This is a genomic window from Acidovorax sp. GW835-FHT14G06, assembly GCF_058793595.1.
The window spans coordinates 253,935-274,072 of the sequence record NZ_JBXAGA010000001.1; the positions used below are offsets into that span (position 1 = coordinate 253,935).

Here is a 20,138-nt window from a genome sequence, read left to right on the forward strand (position 1 = left end):
TTTCTGAACCGACTGCCCAGCACCCATGAAGATCACCCGACTCACCACGTTCATCGTTCCGCCGCGCTGGTGCTTCCTCAAAATAGAAACCGACGAAGGCATCACCGGCTGGGGCGAACCCGTACTGGAAGGCCGCGCCCACACCGTGGCCGCTGCCGTGGATGAGCTGGCGGACTACCTCGTCGGCAAAGACCCGCGCCACATCGAAGACCACTGGACGGTGCTGTACCGCGGCGGTTTCTACCGTGGCGGCGGCGTGCACATGAGCGCGCTGGCCGGCATCGACCAGGCGCTGTGGGACATCAAGGGCAAGGCGCTGGGCGTGCCCGTATCCGAGCTGCTGGGTGGCAATGTGCGCAGCCACATCAAGGTCTACAGCTGGATTGGCGGAGACCGCCCCAGCGAGACAGCCGCCGCTGCCCAGGCCGCCGTCGCGCGCGGCTTCACGGCCGTGAAGATGAACGGCACCGAAGAGGTGCAGTACGTGGACAGCTACGACAAGGTGGAGCGCTGCCTGCAGAACGTGGCCGCCGTGCGCGAGGCCGTGGGGCCGAATGTAGGGATTGGCGTGGACTTCCACGGCCGCGTGCACCGGCCCATGGCCAAGGTGCTGGTCAAGGAACTGGAGCCCTACAAGCTCATGTTCATCGAAGAGCCCGTGCTGAGCGAACACGAAGAGGCGCTCAAGGAAATCGCCCGCATCTCCTCCACCCCCATCGCCCTGGGCGAGCGCCTGTACTCGCGCTGGGACTTCAAGCGCGTGCTGCAAGGCGGCTATGCGGACATCATCCAGCCCGACCCGTCGCACGCAGGCGGCATCACCGAGACCCGCAAGATCGCCAGCATGGCCGAGGCCTACGACGTAGCCCTGGCCCTGCACTGCCCGCTGGGCCCGATTGCACTGGCGGCCAACCTGCAGCTGGACGCGGTTTGCTACAACGCCTTCATCCAGGAGCAAAGCCTGGGCATCCACTACAACCAGGCCAACGACCTGATGGACTATGTGTCCAACCCCGGGGTGTTTGCATACCAGGACGGCATGGTCGCCATCCCCACCGGGCCGGGGCTAGGCATTGAGGTGAACGAGGACTATGTGCGCGAGCGTGCGGCGGAGGGGCACCGGTGGAGGAACCCGGTGTGGCGGCATCGGGATGGGAGTTTTGCGGAGTGGTGAGGGGGTGGGAGCTTCGTTTACCAATTCAGCGAAATTGGGCTACTTCAGGCTGATTGCAGGCGGTCAGGTTCGCGGACCCCAATCACAGCCGCAGCCAGAACCTGCCACTCCATGTTTGCCGCGCGACCGACCGCTACACCACCAGCAGCGGCCACTCAACAGCGATGAGCCATATGAGGGGGCTGAGCGACTGCTTCGCACTGAGCGACCGGCTCTTCGCGACCCTGAACCGCCTACGTTGCATCGATTTGCTTGCCACAAAGCTGCCGATACAGCGCAATCGCGGGAACCCAAAGCGTTCGAACTAGGATGGGATTCGCCGGCGGACAGCCTCGGTTCAAGGTGACCTACGGTCTACCTTGCCAGCGACCTCCACAATGCGTTGGCGCAACCATTGCAACCCCGGGTCTTTGTCCTCTTTCGGATGCCAGTACATAGCCACCTCGAAATCTGGTATTGCGAGTGTTGGCTGTACCACCGTCATGTGGTCTGGCAATGACATGTTCTTGAGGAACCTCTGCGGAGCATTGAAGGCCCAGTGCCCGGCGCAGGCCAGTTCGATGGCGCTGGAGAAACTCCTGGCGCGACAAGCAATCTTGCGCTGGTGCATGCCAAACGTTGCGTCCGTCGGATTGGCCACTGCCTCCCCTGTCGCCAGCAGCACATGCTGCAAGCCAAGGTAGCGCTTTTGTGTCAGCGGCAGCGCTGCTTTGGGGACCAGCGTCTTGAATTGCTCTCGCAGCAACGGGCGCCGTTTGGCCCAAGGGTAGATCCCGTCCGGTGACAGCAGAGCGAGTTCGGCATCGCCTTGAACGCTGTCGACTCCGAGATCGCCGCCATTGAGCAAGTGAAAGCTCAAGCCAGGAGCCACCAAGCGTAATCGCTTCACCAACGGGGCCAACAGGACGTTGATCTCATAGTCGGTACAAGCGATGCGAAACACACGATCGCTTGTCGCCGGATCAAACAAAGTGGGCGCATTGAGCGCCTGCACGCGTTGAAGGATTTCCGCCAACTCCGGGCCCACGACCAGCGCGCGACTGGTAGGCACCAAGGTACGGCCTACGGCACACAGCAAGGGATCATCGAATGCCGCTCGCAGCCGGGTCAAGGCTCGGCTCATTGCGGACGGCGTGACGCCGCAAGCCGACGCGGCAGCGGCGACCTGACGATGCTGCAGCAAATGGTGCAACGCGATCAACAGGTTCAGGTCTAGGCCCAAGGCATCAATTTTGCGCATGTCACAAGTGAGTTGAACGCATTAATTATTGAACGAAGCCTCGCTAAAGTCACGCTCCATAAACCACGAACACCGGCCACGCTCCAGATGCCATAGAGCGTGCACGTGTGACTCTCATCCATCTCCGGAGACTTTGCATGCCTGTCCTGCTCCACAGTCCTTCAATTCTTGCCCTAGTGACCGCCTCAGCTCTTGTTCTCGGCGCCGCGCCCGCCCATGCAGCGGGCGATACACCGAAAGAGATCGTGGTCGCGTTTTTCGACCTGGCTTTCGTCAAGCGCAAGCCGACCGAGGCGGCGATGAAGTACATCTCGCCGACGCAGTACACGCAGCACAACCCCAACGGCGAGGACGGCCGCGAGGCCTTCATCAAGGGTTTCGCCGCCTTTCTGGAGAAGAGCAACTACCGCTGCAGCATCAAGAGGGTGATTGCCGAAGGGCCGCTGGTCGCCGTTCACAACCACTGCCAGGAGAACCCCGCTGATCCGGCGGATCGGGGTTCAGCCGTGGTCGACATCTTCCGCGTCGAAGCCGGCAAGATCGTCCAGCACTGGGACGTCGATCAAGCCGTGCCGGCGACCTCGAAGAATCGCAACTCAATGTTCTGAGTCGATCGCTGGAGGAAAAACATGAGTGAGCTCGAACGCCTGGACGATACCGGGCACCGCCGCGAGGCCCTGGGCCTGATCGTCAAGGCGGGACTGTTGACGGCCAGCCCCATGCTGTGGTCCGCCGCCAGCGCGCAAGGCCCAGGAACAGCAGGCTATTCGTCTGCACTGCTGAAGGGGTACACGTCCAACCAGGTGAAGATGAGTGCAGGCGAGTTCGGCGGCCGCCCGTGCATCACGGTGGAGCTCGCTGACGAGGTACAGCGGCGCATGCTGGCAGGCGGCGCGGGCAATGCGCCCAGCTTTGCCATCCGCGAAGGCGCGTTCACCGATGGCGTGATCGAGGTCGATGTCGCGGGCGAACTCACCGGTCGTGGCGTGGCCGACTCGCGCGCCTTCGTCGGGGTGGCCTTTCACTTGTCGAGCGACGCGCAGACCTACGAGGCCGTTTACCTGCGAATGACCAACGGCACGCTCAACGATCCGCCACCGCCGCCACCGCGCAACGTGCGCGCCGTGCAATACGTGGCGCATCCGGACTTTCACTTCGACGTGTCGCGTTCACGATCCCCTGGCCGCTACGAGAAGGCCGCGCCGGTGGCGCTGGGCCGCTGGCACAGGCTGCGCCTGGATATCAAAGGCAGGCGCGCTCAGGTACAGGTGGATGGTGCCAGGGTGCTGATCGTCGAGGACCTCAAGTACGCTGGCCGTACTGGTCGCATCGGATTGTGGGTAGACGACGGCACCAGGGGGCACTTTACTAATCTCAGCGTCACACCAGCTGGTTGAAGTCCCTTTTGTATCGGGTGGCAGAAAGCGGCGCGACTTCTAGGTGCATTGTCGCGGGGGACAGACTTCATTCAAGCGCTATGCGCTGACCATGACGGAATCAGCCTGCACGCTGCTATGCGATGCGCGCGCCTGCCCGTGCGTTGAGGCACGGTACGCAGACCCTACGTTATCGATGCTGTCGCGGCGGTGGGAGGCTGCGACGGATTCGACTGGAAAGCCGGAACGCCGACTGTAGCGACTGACAGCTCCTGGCCGTTATGGAAAGACTTGCATAACGGCCATCAGCGGCCATCTGATGCTCGAACTCGAATGGCTCTTGAAGGCGGAAAGCGGACTCCAATGTCAGACTGGCGCGGCCCAGGATGAAGCTCGCTGGTCGGGGTTTCGCGGCAGACTCCGGTTCGACTTGCAGCGCAGTTACGACAAACGAGCCTCGGGGCAATTCATGACATCCCCTTCGAACCTCGATACTCCAAGCTGATGACTGATACCCCACCCCACCCATTGAGCCATTCCTACGCCGTCGTCGATGTATTCAATGGCACGGCATTCAAGGGGAATGCCGTGGGTGTTGTCTTCGATGCAGATAACCTCTCCGATGCCGAGATGCTGTCCTTCACGCGATGGACCAATCTCAGCGAGGCGGTTTTCGTACTGACGGCTACGGATCCCCTGGCTGACTACCGCCTTCGCATCTTCTCTTCGCTGCACGAGCTTGACTTTGCAGGTCATCCAACACTGGGTGCCTGCCATGCCTGGTTGGAGAAGACCGGGCATCAGGCTCTGCGCGACTACGTGCAGCAGTGTGGTGTCGGCCTGGTGACTTTGCGGCGCTCGGTCGAGGGGCTTGCCTTCAGAGCCCCGCCTCTCATCAGGTCTGGGCTCATTGACGCGTCGTTGCTGGAACGGGTGTCTTCCGGGTTGAGACTTCAGGCTGTCGGGGCGCGCCTGGTGTCTGCCCAATGGGTGGACAACGGTGCTGGTTGGCTCGCCCTGATGATCGATGATCGCGACAAGTTGCTGGCCCTGAAACCCGATTTCGCTCAACTTGATGGGCTGGCCATCGGCGTTTTGGCACCGTGGCGCAGTCCGCCGTGCGACGGCGAGGTGGACTTCGAACTCCGCGCGTTCATCGCAGGCGACAGCTTGCCCGAGGATCCGGCAACGGGCAGTCTTGCAGCGGGCATTGCCCAGTGGTTCGCACAGACCGGTCAAGCACCCAGCTCCTACACGTTCAGCCAAGGCACTGCTCTGGATCGTCCCTGCCGGATTCGCGTTTCGACCATGGCTGATGGCATCTGGATCGGCGGTGCGACAAAGACATTGATACGCGGACAGGTGCAGTTCCCAGGCTCAGTTGCAAGTCGTGGATGAAGATCTCGGGATTGAAATGCCTTGACCAGCCATCAATAAAGCAAGGGCGCTTCGTCAGGCATCGACGAATATCACCTTGCCGGTGATGAAGCCATCAACCGAACGCTCGAAGGCTTTGCCTACCAGCGCGCTAGGGACGGGTTGGAAGCCCGGCATCATTTCCCCATAGACATCCCATGCCTCCTCCAGAACTGTGGGGTTGACTACGTTGATGCGAACCTGGCGTGGAAGCTCGTGCGCTACGCACTGTACGAAGGTGTCGATGGCGCCGCTCGTGGTAGCGTCCGCGATGGCCATGGGAATGGGTTTGACATTGAGAATGCCCGAAATCAGCGTAAATGAACCGCCGTCTTTGATGTAGTTCAGACCCACATTTACCAGATTGATCTGGCCGAGCATCTTGCTCTGGATAGTCGTGTCCCACTGCTCATCGGTCATTTCGCTGAAGTTGGCGTATTCGCAGTAGCCAACTGTATTGACGACGGCGTCGAACGACCCGACTTTTTCGAACAACGCCCTGATCGACGCCTTGCTGGTGATGTCGACCTTGTGGTCGCAGCCTGTGCCTGAGCGACTGGCGGTGATGACATTGTGCTTCTTGAGGCCTGTCATAGCGGCTTGGCCCATATGCCCTTGGGCGCCAATCAAAATTACAGTTTTCATAGAAATGCTTGGTTAAATGCTTGGGAACCAGTACTTTAGGCACCCACGGATACAATGCCAATCACGATTGGCTTGTATGAGATACAACTCAAATGACAGAAAGAATCGATGTAAGGCACATGCGGGTTTTGCTTCATCTCGTGCGCGAGAAAAACGTTTCTCGCGTTGCTGAGCAACTTGAGATATCGCAACAGGCGGTCAGCAATTACCTTAAGCGCTTGCGTGAAGTCTTTCCCTATGAGTTATTCCTGCGGCAGAGCGCAGGCCTACAGCCAACCGACTACGCGTATGAACTAGCAGCCAAATTCGAAAAAATAATAGAAGAGGTCGACGGTGTTTTCAATTCATTCCCATTCGATCCTGTAACGAGCGAGTACGTGTTCAGGGTCATCGCAAATGAATATGCACAACTGTCTATCATTCCGTCGCTCTCGCTGCTCATGCGCAAACGCGCAGCCGGGGTGAAGCTTGAAGTCATTGACTTCAATCCTACTCAACATGCCAAAATGCTGGAGCAAGGGGAGGCTGATCTGGTGATTGGTTTTTCTGACTACGTCGATTCAGGACTGGTACGAAAAACGCTGCGACGCGATCATTACTGCTGTGTCGCCCGGGAAGATTCGATTCTCTCTCGGCAGATAAAAGAGCTAGGCGATGTGTCTTCCCATCCCCATGTGGATTTCGCCAGCGGTGTAGGCAATTTGGGAAGCCGATTGGATGATTTCCTTGGCGCCCAGAAGGTGAGTCGCACCGTGATTGCCACTTTGCCCTGCTACACGTCTCTGCAGGCGTTTATGCGCGTGAACGACACATTAGCTTTTGTACCCTCGGCAATTGCCGCCGCTGGAGGCTTTCAGGTGATGGATATAGACATGTCTTCCCTGAGTTTTAATGTGGTTATGGGGCGGCATCGCAGAGCTTTGGGTAGTGCAGCCGGAGATTGGCTTGCCCGAGTGGTCGAAGAACTGGCCGCGTCGACTTAGTTATAAGTCACGCAGGGGATGCAGCGTATTTGTCGAGTCCCGGATGAATGGCTCCTCGGCGGACGATATGCGATCCTTGTGGGCCGGGAGGTCCTGAAGGGCCTTCTGGCAGACTTGAACCAGCGGAGGGCACGATGCTGATCAGCTTGCACAAGAACGCTACGACGACGCCTGCGACACGCTTGGCGATCCAGCCGGCCCACGGCACTGAGACCGAATTGGCGTAGCGCTTCGGTGTCGGCAAATTCACGATCCGCAAGTGGCGCAAGCGCAGCACGGTCGAGGATGGCAGCCACACACCTCACCGGCTGCAGACCACGCTCAATGCCGGCCAGGAGGAGATCGTCGTCTATCTGCGCACGCACCTGCGCCTGTCGCTGGACGACCTGCTGGCGGTGGTGCGGGAGTTCATCGAGCCGGCGATGAGCCGCTCTGCGCTGGACCGGCTGCTGCGTCGGCGTGGCGTCAACCGCTTGCCCGAGCCCGAAGTCGAGAAGACCCAGGTCAAGAGCTTTAAAGCCTACGAGCCGGGCTACGTCCACATGGACGTGAAGTACCTGCCCCAGATGGAAGACGAGGCAGATAGGCGCTACGTGTTCGTGGCCATCGATCGGGCCACGCGCTGGGTGTTCATCGCCATCAAGAGCAAGAAGACCGCCGCAGTAGCGCGCTCGTTCCTCAATGCCTTGCACAAGGCTGCGCCGTTCAAGATCAAGACGCTGCTGACTGACAACGGGCGCGAGTTCACCGATCGTGCATTTGGTCGGCGCGAGAAGGACGCCAGCGGGGAACACGAGTTCGACGCGCTGTGCCTAGCACTGGACATCGATCACCGACTGACCAAGCCCAAACACCCCCAGACCAACGGCATGGTCGAGCGCTTCAATGGGCGCTTGGCCCAGGTGCTCAAGACGCACCGCTTCAACAGCGCACATGATCTGGAGACGACGCTGCACCGCTTCGTCTGGCTCTACAACGAGCATCTGCCCCAGCGCGCTCTGGACCTGAACACGCCGATCCAGGCGCTCAAGAAATGGCAAGTCAGCCATCCAGATTTATTCGCCAAGAGGGTGGTCAATCACCCGGGACCTGACACGTATTGCCTCAATGCTTAAGTTGGTGATTCAGAGTCGCATCGCCGCGACCGTCTTTCGCCATTGAAGGGGTGACAAGCCAACTGGGCTTGATTCGCGCTAGATGACGGGTTTCAATGCACTGCTGTCATCGCCTCTCCCATGCCGAATGGCTCTGGCGGGTCGGTATCACCAGTACGCGCTGCAGGGGAGCAGTCGTCGGAGCATCGAGGCCACTCGGCAGCGACCCGAGGTCAGCTGTACATCGCATAGCTGCCGCCCGTGCCAGCGCTGGCGGCCGAATCGAGCGTCGGCTTGATGGGGGATACCGAGAGCGCGCCTGACGGCGGCGACCGGCTCCAATCGCTGCGTTGCAGCCTCTCGCAGCCCCTCTTAATTTGCCCTCCGCATGGACGGCCATATGACAACAGCTTCCGACTGCTTGCATCACGCAGGGCAAGAGCATCCTCATTCAAGCCCCATAAGACTCATTTCTGCCCTCTCGGAATGTCATAGCGAGAACGCTCCTATTTCAATAGCTACTAGCGCTTACCCATAGAGCGGCAGGGGCTAATTCGACCCATATTTCTCTGCTACCCCCTGTCCTCTCATCCAAAAAGCAGCACCCGCCAGACACTGTGATTAAAATCAGTGCTACGCCAGCCCATCCCCCCCACCATGACGGTGCTGACCTCCCCCACCTCAGACTCCCCGCCCTCCACCACCATCACCCGCTTTCACCGCACCCGCCTGATGCAGATCTGGCGCTCGGCGGGGTGGCCGTGCAAGGATGGGCTGGAGATTGACCTGCTGGCTGCGGGCCTCATCAATCAGCACATTGCGCCCGATGGTTGCGAAACCCTGCGCCTCACCGACGAAGGGATCCGCACGCTGGCACAAGCCCGCCAGCGCAGCGTGCGGGCGCTGAGCCTGCACGACCGGCTGGGGCAGAAGTTTGCGGCGCAGTTGCTGGCGGCGGGCCGCATCGTGTGGGCCGAGCTGTCGCTGCGTGCGGTGATCGACAGCGTGCCGATGGGGGATGTGGTGGTGCCTGCTGCCACGCCTGATGCGCCTGCCAACACGGCACCCGCCATGGCGCCCCTGTGGGCCGACGATGACCATGCCCCGGCCGCCCGCGCCGCTGCCAATGTGTGGCGCATGGCCCGGCCTGATCTTTTCTCGGTGCGCAACACCTCGGTGCCCGCCTACCTGCAGCCCATGGTGCATGAGGTGAAGGCGAGCCGGGCCGACCTGCTGTCGGACCTGCGGCACGACGCCAAGCGGCAGGCCTACCAGTGGTTGTGCGAGGAGTGCTACTACGTCTTCCCGGCGGGCATTGCCGAGCCCGACGAGATCCCTGAGCACTTCGGCATCTGGGTGCTACATGGCAGTGTGGAGGACGGGCGCTTTGAGCTGCTGCGCCCCGCGCGGCACAACCGCTGCACCCTGCCCTTTTCGGTGTGGATGGCGCTTTGCAAGGCCACGCCGCTGCGCAGCGATGACGACATGACTCAGACCCATTTGGGCGAGCCTGCTCCTCCCGCCACCCACACCCCGACCACCCCGCCATGACCTACACCGTGGCGGTGCGCGAACTGTGCGAGTTCACCGCCAAGCAGGGCGACCTGGACCTGCGCTTTACGCCCGCGCCCACTGCGCTGGAAGGCATGGCGGGTCATGCGCTGGCAGCGTCGCGCCGGGGTGCAGGCTACCGCGCCGAGGTGGCACTGAGCGGCAGTTACCAAAGCCTGCGCGTGCGCGGCCGGGCCGATGGCTACGACCCCGCGCAGCAGCGCATCGATGAGGTCAAGACCTTCAAAGGGCGGCTGGACCGCCAACCCGCATCGCACCGCCACCTGCACTGGGCGCAGGCCAAGGTGTATGGCTGGCTGCTGTGCGAGCAGGAGCAGCTGGCGCACATCGACGTGGCGCTGGTGTATCTGGACGTGGGCACGCAGCAAGAGACGGTGTTCACCGAACACTGCAGCGCCGACGACCTGCGCCAGCACTTCGAGGCCCAGTGCCAGCGCTTCATTGCCTGGGCCGAACAGCAGGTGGCCCACCGTGCCGCACGCGATGCGGCACTGACCACCTTGGCGTTTCCCTTTGGCGACTTTCGCATCGGCCAGCGCCCGCTGGCCGAGGCCGTGTACAAGACGGCAGTGGCGGGCCGCTGCCTGCTGGCCCAGGCGACCACGGGCATTGGCAAGACCATGGGCACGCTGTTCCCACTGCTCAAGGCTGCGCCTGCGCAGCACATCGACAAGGTGTTCTTTCTGGCCGCCAAAACCTCGGGGCGGCAGATGGCGCTGGATGCGCTGGCGCGCCTGTCCGACAGCGCACCCGCACTGCCGCTGCGTGTGCTGGAGCTGGTGGCGCGCGATAAGGCGTGCGAACACCCAGACAAGGCCTGCCACGGCGAATCCTGCCCGCTGGCCCGGGGCTTTTACGACCGGCTGCCTGCTGCACGCGCCGCTGCGGTGGCCACCACCATCGAAGGAAAAACCGTCACCGCTTTGCAACAAGCCCGCGTGCGTGAGGTAGCCCTGCAGCACGATGTCTGCCCCTACTACCTGAGCCAGGAGCTGGCCCGCTGGGCCGACGTGGTGGTGGGCGACTACAACTACTACTTTGACCTGGGCGGCCTGCTGCACGGCCTGGCCCAGGCCAACCAGTGGCGCACGGCGCTGCTGGTGGACGAGGCGCACAACCTGGTGGAGCGCGGCCGCAAGATGTTCACCGCCGAGCTGCACCCCGCAGCCCTGGCCCAGGCCCGCAGCAGCCCCACCGCTGCGCAGCATGCACCGGTGAAGAAGGCGCTGGACAAGGTGCGCCGCGCCTGGGTGGCGCTGGACAAGGCGCAGACCGCCCCCTATGCGGTGCTGAGCGACTTCCCCGACAAGCTGCTGGCCGCGCTGCAGCAGTGCACCACTACCCTCACCGAGCACTTCACAGACCACCCCACAGAGCCGGACGGCGCGCTGCAGGCGTTCTACTTTGACGCCCTGCACCTGCAGCGCATGGCCGACCTGCTCGATGCGCATTCGACGGTGGACATCACCCAGGCTTCTGCCGCCCACCACCAGCGGTCCTCCAAACCCGGCGATTCCGTGGTCTGCATCCGCAACGTGGTGCCCGCGCCCTTTCTGCAACCCCGCCTCGCAGCGGCACACACCAGCACCTTGTTTTCGGCCACGCTGCAGCCCTCGCGCTACTACGCCGACCTGCTGGGCCTGCCCGAAGGCCACATGTGGGTGGATGTGGAATCGCCCTTTGCCGCGCAACAGCTGCAGGTGCAGGTGGCGCGCCACATTTCCACGCGCTACCCGCACCGCGCGGCGTCGCTGGCACCCATCGCCACGCTGATGGCGCAGCAGTTTCGCGAGCGGCCCGGCAACTACCTGGCGTTTTTCAGCAGCTATGAGTACCTGCAGCAGGCTGCCGCATTGTTTGCGCAGCAACACCCCGACGTGCCGCACTGGTGCCAGTCGCGCCGCATGCTGGAGGGCGAGCAGCGCGATTTTCTGGCGCGCTTTACCGACAGCAGCCAGGGCATCGCCTTTGCAGTGCTGGGTGGCGCGTTTGCCGAGGGCATCGACCTGCCGGGCAAGCGGTTGATCGGCGCCTTTCTGGCCACGCTGGGACTGCCGCAGGTCAACCCCGTCAACGAGCAGATCCGCGAGCGCATGCAGGCGCTGTTTGGCGCGGGCTACGACTACACCTACCTTTACCCCGGCCTGCAAAAGGTGGTGCAGGCTGCTGGCCGCGTGATTCGCACGCCCAGCGACGAGGGCGTGGTGCACCTCATGGACGACCGGTTTGCGCAGACGCAGGTGCGTGCGCTGCTGCCCCCGTGGTGGAAGGTGGGGTGACCCACAAAAAAAGGCCGCCAAAGCGGCACACAGAGAGTCAATCTTCAGGATGCAACGGGCTCCGTCACCACCAGCTCTTTGGCCTTGCCACGCTGGCGGAAAAACGCCACCGTTTGCCACAAGACGAATGCGGCGATCAGGCTGATCAGCGTGCCGCTGATAGGACGGTTGATGAACACCTCAAAACTACCGCGCGACAGCAGCATGGATCGGCGGAAGTTCTCTTCCAGCATGGGGCCCAGGATGAAGCCCAGCATCAGCGGCGAGGGGTCCATCTCCAGCCGCATGAACAGGTAGCCCAGCGCACCAAACGCTACGGTGATGAACACGTCGTCCAGGTTGTTGTTGATGCTGTAGGTGCCAATGCAGCAGAAGAACAAGATCGCGGGGAACAACACGTTGTACGGAATCTTGAACACCGACAGCCAGTAGCGCACCAGCGGCACGTTCAGCACCAGCAGGAAGCAGTTGCCAATCCACATGCTGGCGACCAGACCCCAGAAGAGTTCGGGGTGGCCGGCAATCATGTTGGGGCCGGGCTGGATGCCCTTGATGATGAACGCGGCCATCATCAGCGCCATCACGGCGTTCTCGGGGATACCGATGCTCATCAGCGGGATGAAGCTGGTGCGTGCAGCCGCTTCGTCCGCTGCAGCCTGGCCAGCCACGCCTTCGATGCAGCCGGTGCCGATCTCGTGGCGGTACTTGCTGACCTTCTTGTCCAGCGCATAGGCCGCAAACTGGGCGATCACGGGGCCGCCGCCGGGCAGGATGCCCAGGATGGAGCCCACCACGCTGCCACGCAGGGCGCTGGGGATGATGCGCTTGAACTCCGGCCAGGTGGGCATGAGCTTGATCTTGCCGTTGAAGGGCGAGCGCTCTTCACGCGAGTCGAGGTTCTTGGCGATCTCTGCAATGCCGAAGCAGCCCAGCGCAATGCTCACAATGCCCACGCCGTCGGCCAGGAACGGAGCGTCCCAGGTGAAGCGGGCCAGGCCGCTGTTCACGTCGGTACCGATGGAGCCCAGCAGCACGCCCACCATGCACATGGCCAGGCCATTGAGCAGGCTGCCCGTGGTCACAAAGCTCACGCACACAAAACCCACCAGCATCAGCGCGCAGTAGTCGGCAGGGCCGAACAAAAAGGCCACCTCGCCCAGGCTGGGCGCCAGGAACGCCAGCACCACAATGGCCACCGTGCCCCCGATGAAGCTGGAGAACCCGGCGGTGAACAGGGCCAGCCCCGTTTTCCCTTTCAGCGTCATCGCATACCCGTCGATACACGCCACGATACTGCTCGCATGCGGGATCTTCATGGTGATGGCGCTCACGCTGTCGCCGTACTGCGCACCGTAGTAAATACCGGCCAGCATGATGAGTGCGCCGGTGGTGTCGATGGAATAGGTCAGCGGCAGCAGCAGGCTGATGGTGGCCAGCGGGCCCAGGCCCGGCAGCAAGCCCACCAGGGTGCCCACCGTGCAGCCCAGGGCGCAGAACATCAGGTTCTGCAGCGTCAGCGCGTGGCTGAAGCCAAACGCGAGGTTGTTCAAGACTTCCATGGCGGCGACCTCAGTACAGCGGCAGGCTCACGCCCAGCAGCTTTTGGAATGCAAACGCGATGCCGACCAGCACCGCAGCGATCTTCAGGTTGCGCTTCCACGAGTACGACGTACCCGCAAACCCCGAGCAGAACACCAGAAACACGATGCCCGCGATCATGTTCACAAAGTGCGACAGCGCCGCAAAGCCACACAGGCTGCCCAGAATGATGGCGATGTTGCGCACCTGGAAGTCCATGGGCACCGGAGCCACCAGGCGCGCGCGCACCACGGTGATGACCCCGATCACAAACAGCATGCAGCTGACGATGAACGGGAACATGCCCGGCCCTGCGCGGCCGAGCGTCCCCAGCGAATAGCTCATGGACGGCAGGCCAAAGCCCAGCGCCAAAGCCATGAGGGCAAAGCCTCTGAGTAGATTGCGGTTGATCATGTAAAGGTTGTCTCCTGATAGGCTGGACGACCCCATCCGGCGGTGCAAACGGCGCGCAGGGCTGGGGTATGCTGACGGGCAGACTATCTCCATCGAACCTGATCGCAGGCTGATCTTGGCCATGCGTAATTTCACGTAGAACCCCGACCCCCATGCGCCTCCTCCTGGTGGAAGACGACTCGGTGCTCAGCCGCACCATGGCCCAGGGCCTCGAAAACGCGGGCCACCGTGTCGAGCTGGCCCATACCGTCGAAGAAGCCCAGCACTGGTGGGCGGTACAGGCTTTCGACGCCGTGCTGCTGGACCTGAACCTGCCCCACGCTGCCCACGCGCGCAGTGGCCTGGGCAGCGGCCTCACCGCCCTGCGCAGCGCCCGTGCGCGCGGCGACCGCACCCCCGTGCTGGTGCTCAGTGCCCGCGACAGCACCGAGGAGCGCATTGCCGGGCTGGACGCCGGCGCCGACGACTATCTGGGCAAGCCCTATGAACTCAAAGAGGTGGAAGCGCGCCTGCGCGCGCTGCTGCGGCGCGCCAGCGGCACCGCCGACATCGTCACCGTGGGCCAGCTGGTGCTGGACCGCCAGGCGCGCCGCGTCAGCGTGGCCGGGCAACCGCTGGAGCTGCCCGCGCGCGAGTTCGATTTGCTGTGGGAGCTGATGACCCCGCCCGGCCGTGTGCTGAGCAAGGGCGACTTGTCCTCGCGCCTGTCGGACGGCAGTGAGGTGGTGGGCGAAAACGCGCTGGAGGCCTCGTTCTCCCGCCTGCGGCGCAAGATTGCGGGCAGCGGCGCGGCGATTCGCACGCTGCGCGGGCTGGGTTACGTGCTAGAGGATGACGTTGGCCAGTCCTGAAACCGGCCCCGCACCGCTGCACCAGCAGCCGCCCGACCTGCGCCAGCGCATCGGCCGGCGCGTGCTGCTGTCACTGGTGCTGATCTGGGGGCTGGGCAGCACGGTGGTGCTGGGCGTGGGCAACCACTTTGTGGCCGAGGCATTTGACCGAGCGTTGCTCGATGACGCACACGCCGTGGCCGCCCATGTGCGCGGCGGCCAGCCGACAGATCCTGCGCGCGACCCTTTGCGGCTGGACCTCACGCCGCGCGAGGTGGGTCTGCTGCGTTTTGACCAGAGCGAAACCGTATGGTTTGCGGTGTACGCGCCCGATGGCAGCTTCATCGCTGGCGACCCTCACTTGGCGCCGGGTGTGGTGGCGGCGGGCAGCAGCCACGCCTTTTCGCAGCTTTCGCAAGACGGGCGCGAGCTGCGGCGCGCCACCTTGCAGATTGCGGGGCCGCCCTCTTTCACCGTCGTCATGGCGCAGACCACCGCCGAGCGCACGCAGCTGCTGCGCAGGCTGCTGGTGTACTCGGGCCTGGCCCAGCTGTGGCTGCTGGTGGTGCTGGGGTCGTGGCTGCTGCGCGGCATAGAGCGCGACCTGCATCCGCTGGGTGCACTGCAGGACGCCATGGACCAGCGCGACGCTGCCGATCTGCAACCCCTGCCGCCCGCGCTGACACAACAAGCCAGCACCAGCGACGTGCAACGCCTGGGCGTGGCCCTGGACGGCTTGCTGGCGCGGGTGCAGCAAAGCCTGCATGCGCAGCGCGAATTTGCGGGCAACGTGGCGCACGAGCTGCGCACTCCGCTCGCTGGCATCCGCGCCCAGGCCGCCCACGCACTGGCCCACAACGACCCGGCCGTCTGGCGCAGCGAAATCGAGGGCATCGCCCAAGCCGAACAGCGCGCCAGCCGCACCGTGGACCAGTTGCTGGCCCTGGCCCGTGCGGCCGAGGGTGGCATCGCGCTGACGCTGCAGCCCTTGGCCTTGCACACGCTGGTGCGCGACGTGCTGTTGCGCTACCTGCCACGCGCCGATGCCCTGGGGGTGGACCTGGGCGCCGAGGGGCTAGACCACGCCGTGGTGGTGCGGGGCAACACAGCGCTGGTCGAAGGCATCCTGAACAACTTGCTGGACAACGCACTGCGCTACGGGCGCGGCACGCCGCCCCGCATCACCGTGGCGCTGCACACCGAGCCCGGCTTTGGCGTGCTGCGCGTGACCGACAACGGCCCCGGCGTGGATGCCACGCTGGCGCAGCAGCTGCAACAGCGCTGGGCGCAGGGCGACCAGGGCCAGCGCCTGGGCCAGGGTGCAGGGCTGGGCCTGGCCATCGTGGCGCGGTATGTGCAGCTGATGGAAGGACGGCTGGAACTGGCGGCAGCCAGCGACACAACCGACGGATCTGGCTTGGCGGCCTGCGTGTGGCTGCCGTTGGCGCCCAATGCGACTGCCCCCTCCAGCACGCTCCCCACAACCCCATGACGAGCCCGCCCAACCCAGCACTGACCGAGGCAGAGCAAGCGGCCTTCCTGCAGTCCATCGCCCGCGTGCGCAGCGCGGCCGGGCGGACCTTGCGGGCGGTGCAGGCCCACGCCATGCAGGGCGCAGCAGCCCATGGCACCGACACCAATGCCGCCACCCAGGCCGCCGAAGCCACCGAGCCCGCAGCCCAGGCCGCCGTCGATTTCATCGCCCAACTGCACAAGGGCCTGGATACCGTGGCAGAACAAGCCCGCGCCACCGGCCCACAGCCAGCGTGCCAGGCAGGGTGTGCGCACTGCTGCCACCTGCGCGTGGAGGCGACGGAGCCCGAGGTGCTGCGCATCGCCCAGCACCTGCGCACGCTGCCCGGCGCGGACCAGGCCACAACCACGCTGCGCCTGCAGCAGCACGTGGCGGCGGCAAGCGCGGGCACCACGCGCCAGCCCTGCAGCTTTCTCGTCCATGATCGGTGCGCCATTTACAGCGTGCGCCCCGCCGCCTGCCGCAAGGCGCATTCCTTGTCGGCTGCGCACTGTGCAGAGCAATCGCCCACCATCCCGCAAAACCTGCGCCTGCTGGTGGACGCCGAAGCTCTGATGGCCGGCACCGCCCTGGCCTACCGCGACCAGCCCTTGCCTGCCAGCGCCCACGAACTCAACGCCGCCGTGCTGGCAGCCCTGGACGGTACACCGCTCCACGCCCCCAGCGCTCTGCTGCGCTGGTACCGGGGTGACGAAGGCGCGCTGGCCCTGCCCACCACATTGCCGTAAAAGCCCACCCGCCTTGATGTCCGTCAAGACCCACCGCAACCAGCCGCCCACAATGCAGCCAGCCCCGCAGCAGCCTGGCCGTGCGGCCGAACTTCTCGACGAACCCCCGCCTCACGCCTGATGACCCAGCCCACCCTCCGCTCCTGCACCCCCCTCCACCTGGCAGCCGCTGCCGCCATGGTGGCGGGCCTGGCAGGCTGCAGCAAGCCCGAAGCCACCGGCCCCGCCACCACCAGCTTCGATGCCATCACCACCGCGTGCACCCAATTCCTGGCCGCACGGCAACCCCATGTACTGCCCGGCGCCGCGGGCGACTGGACCCTGACCGGCTACAGCCCTGCCCTGGTCCAGCCCGAAGTCACTCGCACCGAATCCACCGTGACACCGTACGTAGGCAAGCTCGTCATCAAGGACAACGAGGCCCAGGCCCACGCACCCACCGAAGCCGCAGCCCAGGCCATCACCCTCACCCCCGCGCACCTGCTGTCCAACCGCACGCACACCTTCATCTACAGTTTTGACGGCACCCAGTGGCGCTGGCAGAACGGCCAGCGGCTGACCAAGATACCGGGGCAGAACGACCGGCTGGAGGCCGTGACGCTGGCGGATGTCTCGGCAGCAGGGCCCAGGGGCTTTGCGGGGTGCTTGCCGCGTTGAGCCTGATCAGAACGCTCTCTTTTTGATAGCTACTACCGCATGATTCACTAGCGTTTCAGGCTGTTTTTGATCAAATTCCGCATCCACACAGCCCAGCGCGGCCTTGTACAGCCTGGTGCCGCACGCCAGCCCTGAGGGCCGTCGCGCAGCCAAGCCATTCACACCGCTCATTCCAGGTCGGCATCCAGCCGGGCGATCAGGCCCTGCGCATTCACGGTGATGTCGAGGTTGCCGATCTCGTGACCAAAGTCCCCCGTGAAGTCCACCCACACCCTCGCGCGCCGCGGCCCCGGGCCTTGCATCGACAGGAACCGGGTCACCGTCTGGTAGCCGACGAAGTACTGTTCGACATAGCGGCGTATTCCAGCATGGCCATCAAAACGGTGGCCCGTGGAGGGGTCGTCGATCACGGCATCGTGCGCAAAAAGGGCGAGCACCCGCTCCACCGCAAACGCATTGGTGGCGGCGATCAACGCATCGGCCACTTGGCGCAGGTGTTCGTGCGTGGTGTCCATCGCACCATGCCGCAGGCCTGCTGCGTCGCCCCTGCTGGCTGGCCCGCTGGCGCTTGCTGCCAAAGGTTGACCCGGCTGGCTCATGGCAGCACGCTCACCACCACCTTGCCACGGGCGCGGCCGCTGGCGACCAGGGCGTGCGCCGCTTCGGCCGTGTCCAGCGTGAAGCTGGTGGGGTCGAGCAATGGCTCTAGTTGCCCCGCTTCCGCGAGCAAGGTGGCCTGCGCCATGATCTCGCCGTGGTGTTCACGGAACTCCCCCGTGAGGATGGGAAGCAGCGTGAACACCCCCGAGAAAGTAGCACCCCGGAACGACAGCGGCGCCAGCTTGTGGGTGCCCCAGCCCAGCGAAGTCACCACGTGGCCTGAGTAGCGGCGGACCGCCACAAACGACGCGTCCAGCACTGGCCCACCGACGGTGTCGTAAACGATATCGAAGCCCTGGCCGTCGGTGAACGCGTGGACATAGGCCTCGACCGAGGTTGTTTCATGGTCAATCGGCGTGGCGCCCAGGGACCGGATGTAACCGGCCTGCGCCGCCGTGCCCGTGGCGAACACTTCGGCACCCCGCGCGCGGGCCAGCTGCACGGCCACATGGCCCACGCCCCCGGCGCCACCATGCACCAGCACTTTGTGCCCGCTGCGCACGTTGGCACGGTCCACCAGTCCTTCCCAGGCGGTGATGAAGACCAGCGGCAAGGCCGCTGCCTGGCGCATCGTCAGCCGGCCCGGCTTGTGGGTCAACAGCCGGGCATCCACCGCAGCGTATTGCGCCAGGCTGCCTTGCAGCCCGCCAATGCCGCCGGTAAAGCCATACACCGCATCCCCCACCCGGAAGCGAGAAACGCCCTGCCCGACCTCTTCCACCACGCCGGCGAGGTCCATGCCCAAAACGGCGGGCAGCGGCTGCTGGGCGTGCTCGGCGGCGCCCGCGCGGATCTTGGTGTCCAACGGGTTCACACCGCTGGCGTGGATGCGGACCAGCACCTGGCCCGCTGCGGACTGGGGCCGGGGCAGCCAGGTGGGGGTCAGTGCGCCGTGGGGGGATGCGAGCACCAGGGCCTGCATGGTGGGGGCGGGAGAGGTGGACATGGCGTTTTCCTTCGTTGCTTTGAACAGTGCCGCCAGTTTTCACCTTTCGCTTTTGAATGAAAAGCCACAAGATTGAAACCTTCTCATTCACTTTTGTATGATCCAGCCGATGAACTGGGATGACGTACAGGTGTTCTTGGCCATTGCCCGGCAAGGCACGCTGGGTGCGGCAGGCCGCGCCCTCCAACAAAGCCAGCCCACCATGGGTCGCAGGCTGAAGGCGCTGGAGCTTTCTCTGGGCCACACCCTGTTCCAGCGGACCTCCGAGGGCTTCGTGTTGACCGACGAGGGTGCCGCCGTGCTGCGCCACGCCCAGGGCATGGAGGCGCAGGCACTGTCGTTCTCCCGGCAACTGGACGGTGCAGACCAGCAGCTGGAAGGCGCGCTGCGGGTATCGACCTCTGACTGGTTTGGTCTGCATGTGCTGGCGCCGCTTTGCGCAGCGTTTACCAACAACCACCCTCGGGTCACCATCGAACTCCTGACCGATGCGCGCCTCTTCAGCCTGGCACGCCGCGAGGCGGACCTGGTGGCACGCATCGTTCCTTTTGACGAGCCCGACGTCATACAGCGGCGGCTGATGCATGTGCCCTACGCGCTGTACATGCAGCGAGGCGCAGACATGCCCACAGACGGCGCGGACGTTCGCCTCATCACCATGGACCTGGGCTTCAGCGAGATGCCGGACGCGGCCTGGCTGCGCGAGGCCTTTCCGTCGGCGCGCATCGCGTTTCGCAGCAACAACCGGCACGTGCAGGCCGTGGCCTGCGCATCGGGAGCGGGCCTGGCCGTATTGCCTTGCCCGTTGGGTGATTCGCACCCCGGCCTGCAAAGGGTGGAGGTCGCCCCAGCGCCGCCAGGGCGCGATGTGTGGCTGGGCTACCACCGGGACCTGCGCCGGGTGCCCCGGCTGCGCGCGCTGGTGGAAATGCTGATGCAAGCGCTGGGCCCTGCTCAGGGCGATGCAGGCGACCAGGGCGGCTGACAAAACGCTGGGAGCGCCGTCGCAGCG

18 protein-coding genes and 1 pseudogene are annotated in these 20,138 nt (G+C 64.2%); 13 read left to right on the plus strand and 6 right to left on the minus strand.

The features are described from left to right. Positions 1-25 precede the first annotated feature (25 nt). Entirely contained in the window at positions 26-1,174 is a 1,149-nt protein-coding gene (gene dgoD, locus AC1Q64_RS01105; RefSeq protein ID WP_492250155.1) for a galactonate dehydratase, read from the plus strand. A 337-nt stretch (positions 1,175-1,511) separates the two neighbouring features. Here the strand turns inward: dgoD and AC1Q64_RS01110 are convergent, their stop codons facing one another. Further along, positions 1,512-2,414 carry a LysR family transcriptional regulator gene (locus tag AC1Q64_RS01110; protein WP_287383284.1) on the minus strand — a complete coding sequence of 301 codons (903 nt, stop codon included), beginning with the start codon at positions 2,412-2,414 and terminating at the stop codon, positions 1,512-1,514. A gap of 137 nt (positions 2,415-2,551) precedes the next feature. Here AC1Q64_RS01110 and AC1Q64_RS01115 point away from each other — a divergent pair, with 137 nt between their 5' ends. The 3 genes from AC1Q64_RS01115 (at position 2,552) to AC1Q64_RS01125 (ending at position 5,188) form a co-directional block, all read left to right on the plus strand. After that, positions 2,552-3,022, plus strand: a complete 471-nt coding sequence (locus AC1Q64_RS01115; RefSeq protein ID WP_492250156.1) for a nuclear transport factor 2 family protein — start codon at positions 2,552-2,554, stop codon at positions 3,020-3,022. A 21-nt stretch (positions 3,023-3,043) separates the two neighbouring features. Further along, positions 3,044-3,811, plus strand: coding sequence for a hypothetical protein (locus AC1Q64_RS01120; protein ID WP_287383282.1), 768 nt, complete (start codon positions 3,044-3,046; stop codon positions 3,809-3,811). Positions 3,812-4,294: 483 nt separating this feature from the next. Next, a complete protein-coding gene (locus AC1Q64_RS01125; RefSeq protein WP_492250157.1) occupies positions 4,295-5,188 on the plus strand; it encodes a PhzF family phenazine biosynthesis protein in 894 nt (297 codons plus the stop codon). 54 nt (positions 5,189-5,242) lie between these two features. Here the strand turns inward: AC1Q64_RS01125 and AC1Q64_RS01130 are convergent, their stop codons facing one another. Then, positions 5,243-5,851, minus strand: coding sequence for a short chain dehydrogenase (locus AC1Q64_RS01130; protein ID WP_492250158.1), 609 nt, complete (start codon positions 5,849-5,851; stop codon positions 5,243-5,245). 92 nt (positions 5,852-5,943) lie between these two features. On the opposite strand from AC1Q64_RS01130, the gene AC1Q64_RS01135 reads away from it, so the two are divergent. From AC1Q64_RS01135 to AC1Q64_RS01150, 4 genes and pseudogenes are all read left to right on the plus strand, one after another. Continuing rightward, positions 5,944-6,834: a LysR family transcriptional regulator gene (locus tag AC1Q64_RS01135; protein WP_492250159.1), complete on the plus strand. Its 891-nt coding sequence runs from the start codon at positions 5,944-5,946 to the stop codon at positions 6,832-6,834. A gap of 134 nt (positions 6,835-6,968) precedes the next feature. After that, positions 6,969-7,949: pseudogene (locus AC1Q64_RS01140) on the plus strand (IS481 family transposase). A gap of 636 nt (positions 7,950-8,585) precedes the next feature. Next, positions 8,586-9,479, plus strand: coding sequence for a hypothetical protein (locus AC1Q64_RS01145; protein WP_492250160.1), 894 nt, complete (start codon positions 8,586-8,588; stop codon positions 9,477-9,479). Further along, on the plus strand, positions 9,476-11,779 hold the full coding sequence (locus tag AC1Q64_RS01150; protein WP_492250161.1) for an ATP-dependent DNA helicase: 2,304 nt from the start codon (positions 9,476-9,478) through the stop codon (positions 11,777-11,779). Before AC1Q64_RS01145 ends, AC1Q64_RS01150 begins: the two co-directional genes overlap by 4 nt. A gap of 44 nt (positions 11,780-11,823) precedes the next feature. Here AC1Q64_RS01150 and AC1Q64_RS01155 read toward each other — a convergent pair whose 3' ends face one another. Next, entirely contained in the window at positions 11,824-13,338 is a 1,515-nt protein-coding gene (locus AC1Q64_RS01155; protein ID WP_056744313.1) for a tripartite tricarboxylate transporter permease, read from the minus strand. Between the two features lie 10 nt (positions 13,339-13,348). Then, positions 13,349-13,771, minus strand: coding sequence for a tripartite tricarboxylate transporter TctB family protein (locus tag AC1Q64_RS01160; protein ID WP_056067517.1), 423 nt, complete (start codon positions 13,769-13,771; stop codon positions 13,349-13,351). A gap of 152 nt (positions 13,772-13,923) precedes the next feature. Here AC1Q64_RS01160 and AC1Q64_RS01165 point away from each other — a divergent pair, with 152 nt between their 5' ends. The 4 genes from AC1Q64_RS01165 (at position 13,924) to AC1Q64_RS01180 (ending at position 17,520) form a co-directional block, all read left to right on the plus strand. Further along, a complete protein-coding gene (locus AC1Q64_RS01165; protein WP_492250162.1) occupies positions 13,924-14,622 on the plus strand; it encodes a response regulator transcription factor in 699 nt (232 codons plus the stop codon). Beyond that, positions 14,603-16,093, plus strand: coding sequence for a sensor histidine kinase (locus AC1Q64_RS01170; RefSeq protein WP_492250163.1), 1,491 nt, complete (start codon positions 14,603-14,605; stop codon positions 16,091-16,093). The genes AC1Q64_RS01165 and AC1Q64_RS01170 overlap by 20 nt, the downstream gene beginning before the upstream one ends. After that, a complete protein-coding gene (locus AC1Q64_RS01175; RefSeq protein WP_492250164.1) occupies positions 16,090-16,863 on the plus strand; it encodes a YkgJ family cysteine cluster protein in 774 nt (257 codons plus the stop codon). Before AC1Q64_RS01170 ends, AC1Q64_RS01175 begins: the two co-directional genes overlap by 4 nt. A gap of 120 nt (positions 16,864-16,983) precedes the next feature. Beyond that, on the plus strand, positions 16,984-17,520 hold the full coding sequence (locus AC1Q64_RS01180; protein ID WP_492250165.1) for a hypothetical protein: 537 nt from the start codon (positions 16,984-16,986) through the stop codon (positions 17,518-17,520). A 167-nt stretch (positions 17,521-17,687) separates the two neighbouring features. Here AC1Q64_RS01180 and AC1Q64_RS01185 read toward each other — a convergent pair whose 3' ends face one another. Both AC1Q64_RS01185 and AC1Q64_RS01190 read right to left on the minus strand, forming a co-directional pair. Continuing rightward, positions 17,688-18,035 carry a nuclear transport factor 2 family protein gene (locus AC1Q64_RS01185; RefSeq protein WP_492250166.1) on the minus strand — a complete coding sequence of 116 codons (348 nt, stop codon included), beginning with the start codon at positions 18,033-18,035 and terminating at the stop codon, positions 17,688-17,690. A gap of 80 nt (positions 18,036-18,115) precedes the next feature. Further along, positions 18,116-19,126, minus strand: a complete 1,011-nt coding sequence (locus AC1Q64_RS01190; RefSeq protein WP_492250167.1) for a zinc-dependent alcohol dehydrogenase family protein — start codon at positions 19,124-19,126, stop codon at positions 18,116-18,118. 109 nt (positions 19,127-19,235) lie between these two features. On the opposite strand from AC1Q64_RS01190, the gene AC1Q64_RS01195 reads away from it, so the two are divergent. Next, positions 19,236-20,111 carry a LysR family transcriptional regulator gene (locus AC1Q64_RS01195; protein ID WP_492250321.1) on the plus strand — a complete coding sequence of 292 codons (876 nt, stop codon included), beginning with the start codon at positions 19,236-19,238 and terminating at the stop codon, positions 20,109-20,111. Positions 20,112-20,138 lie beyond the last annotated feature (27 nt).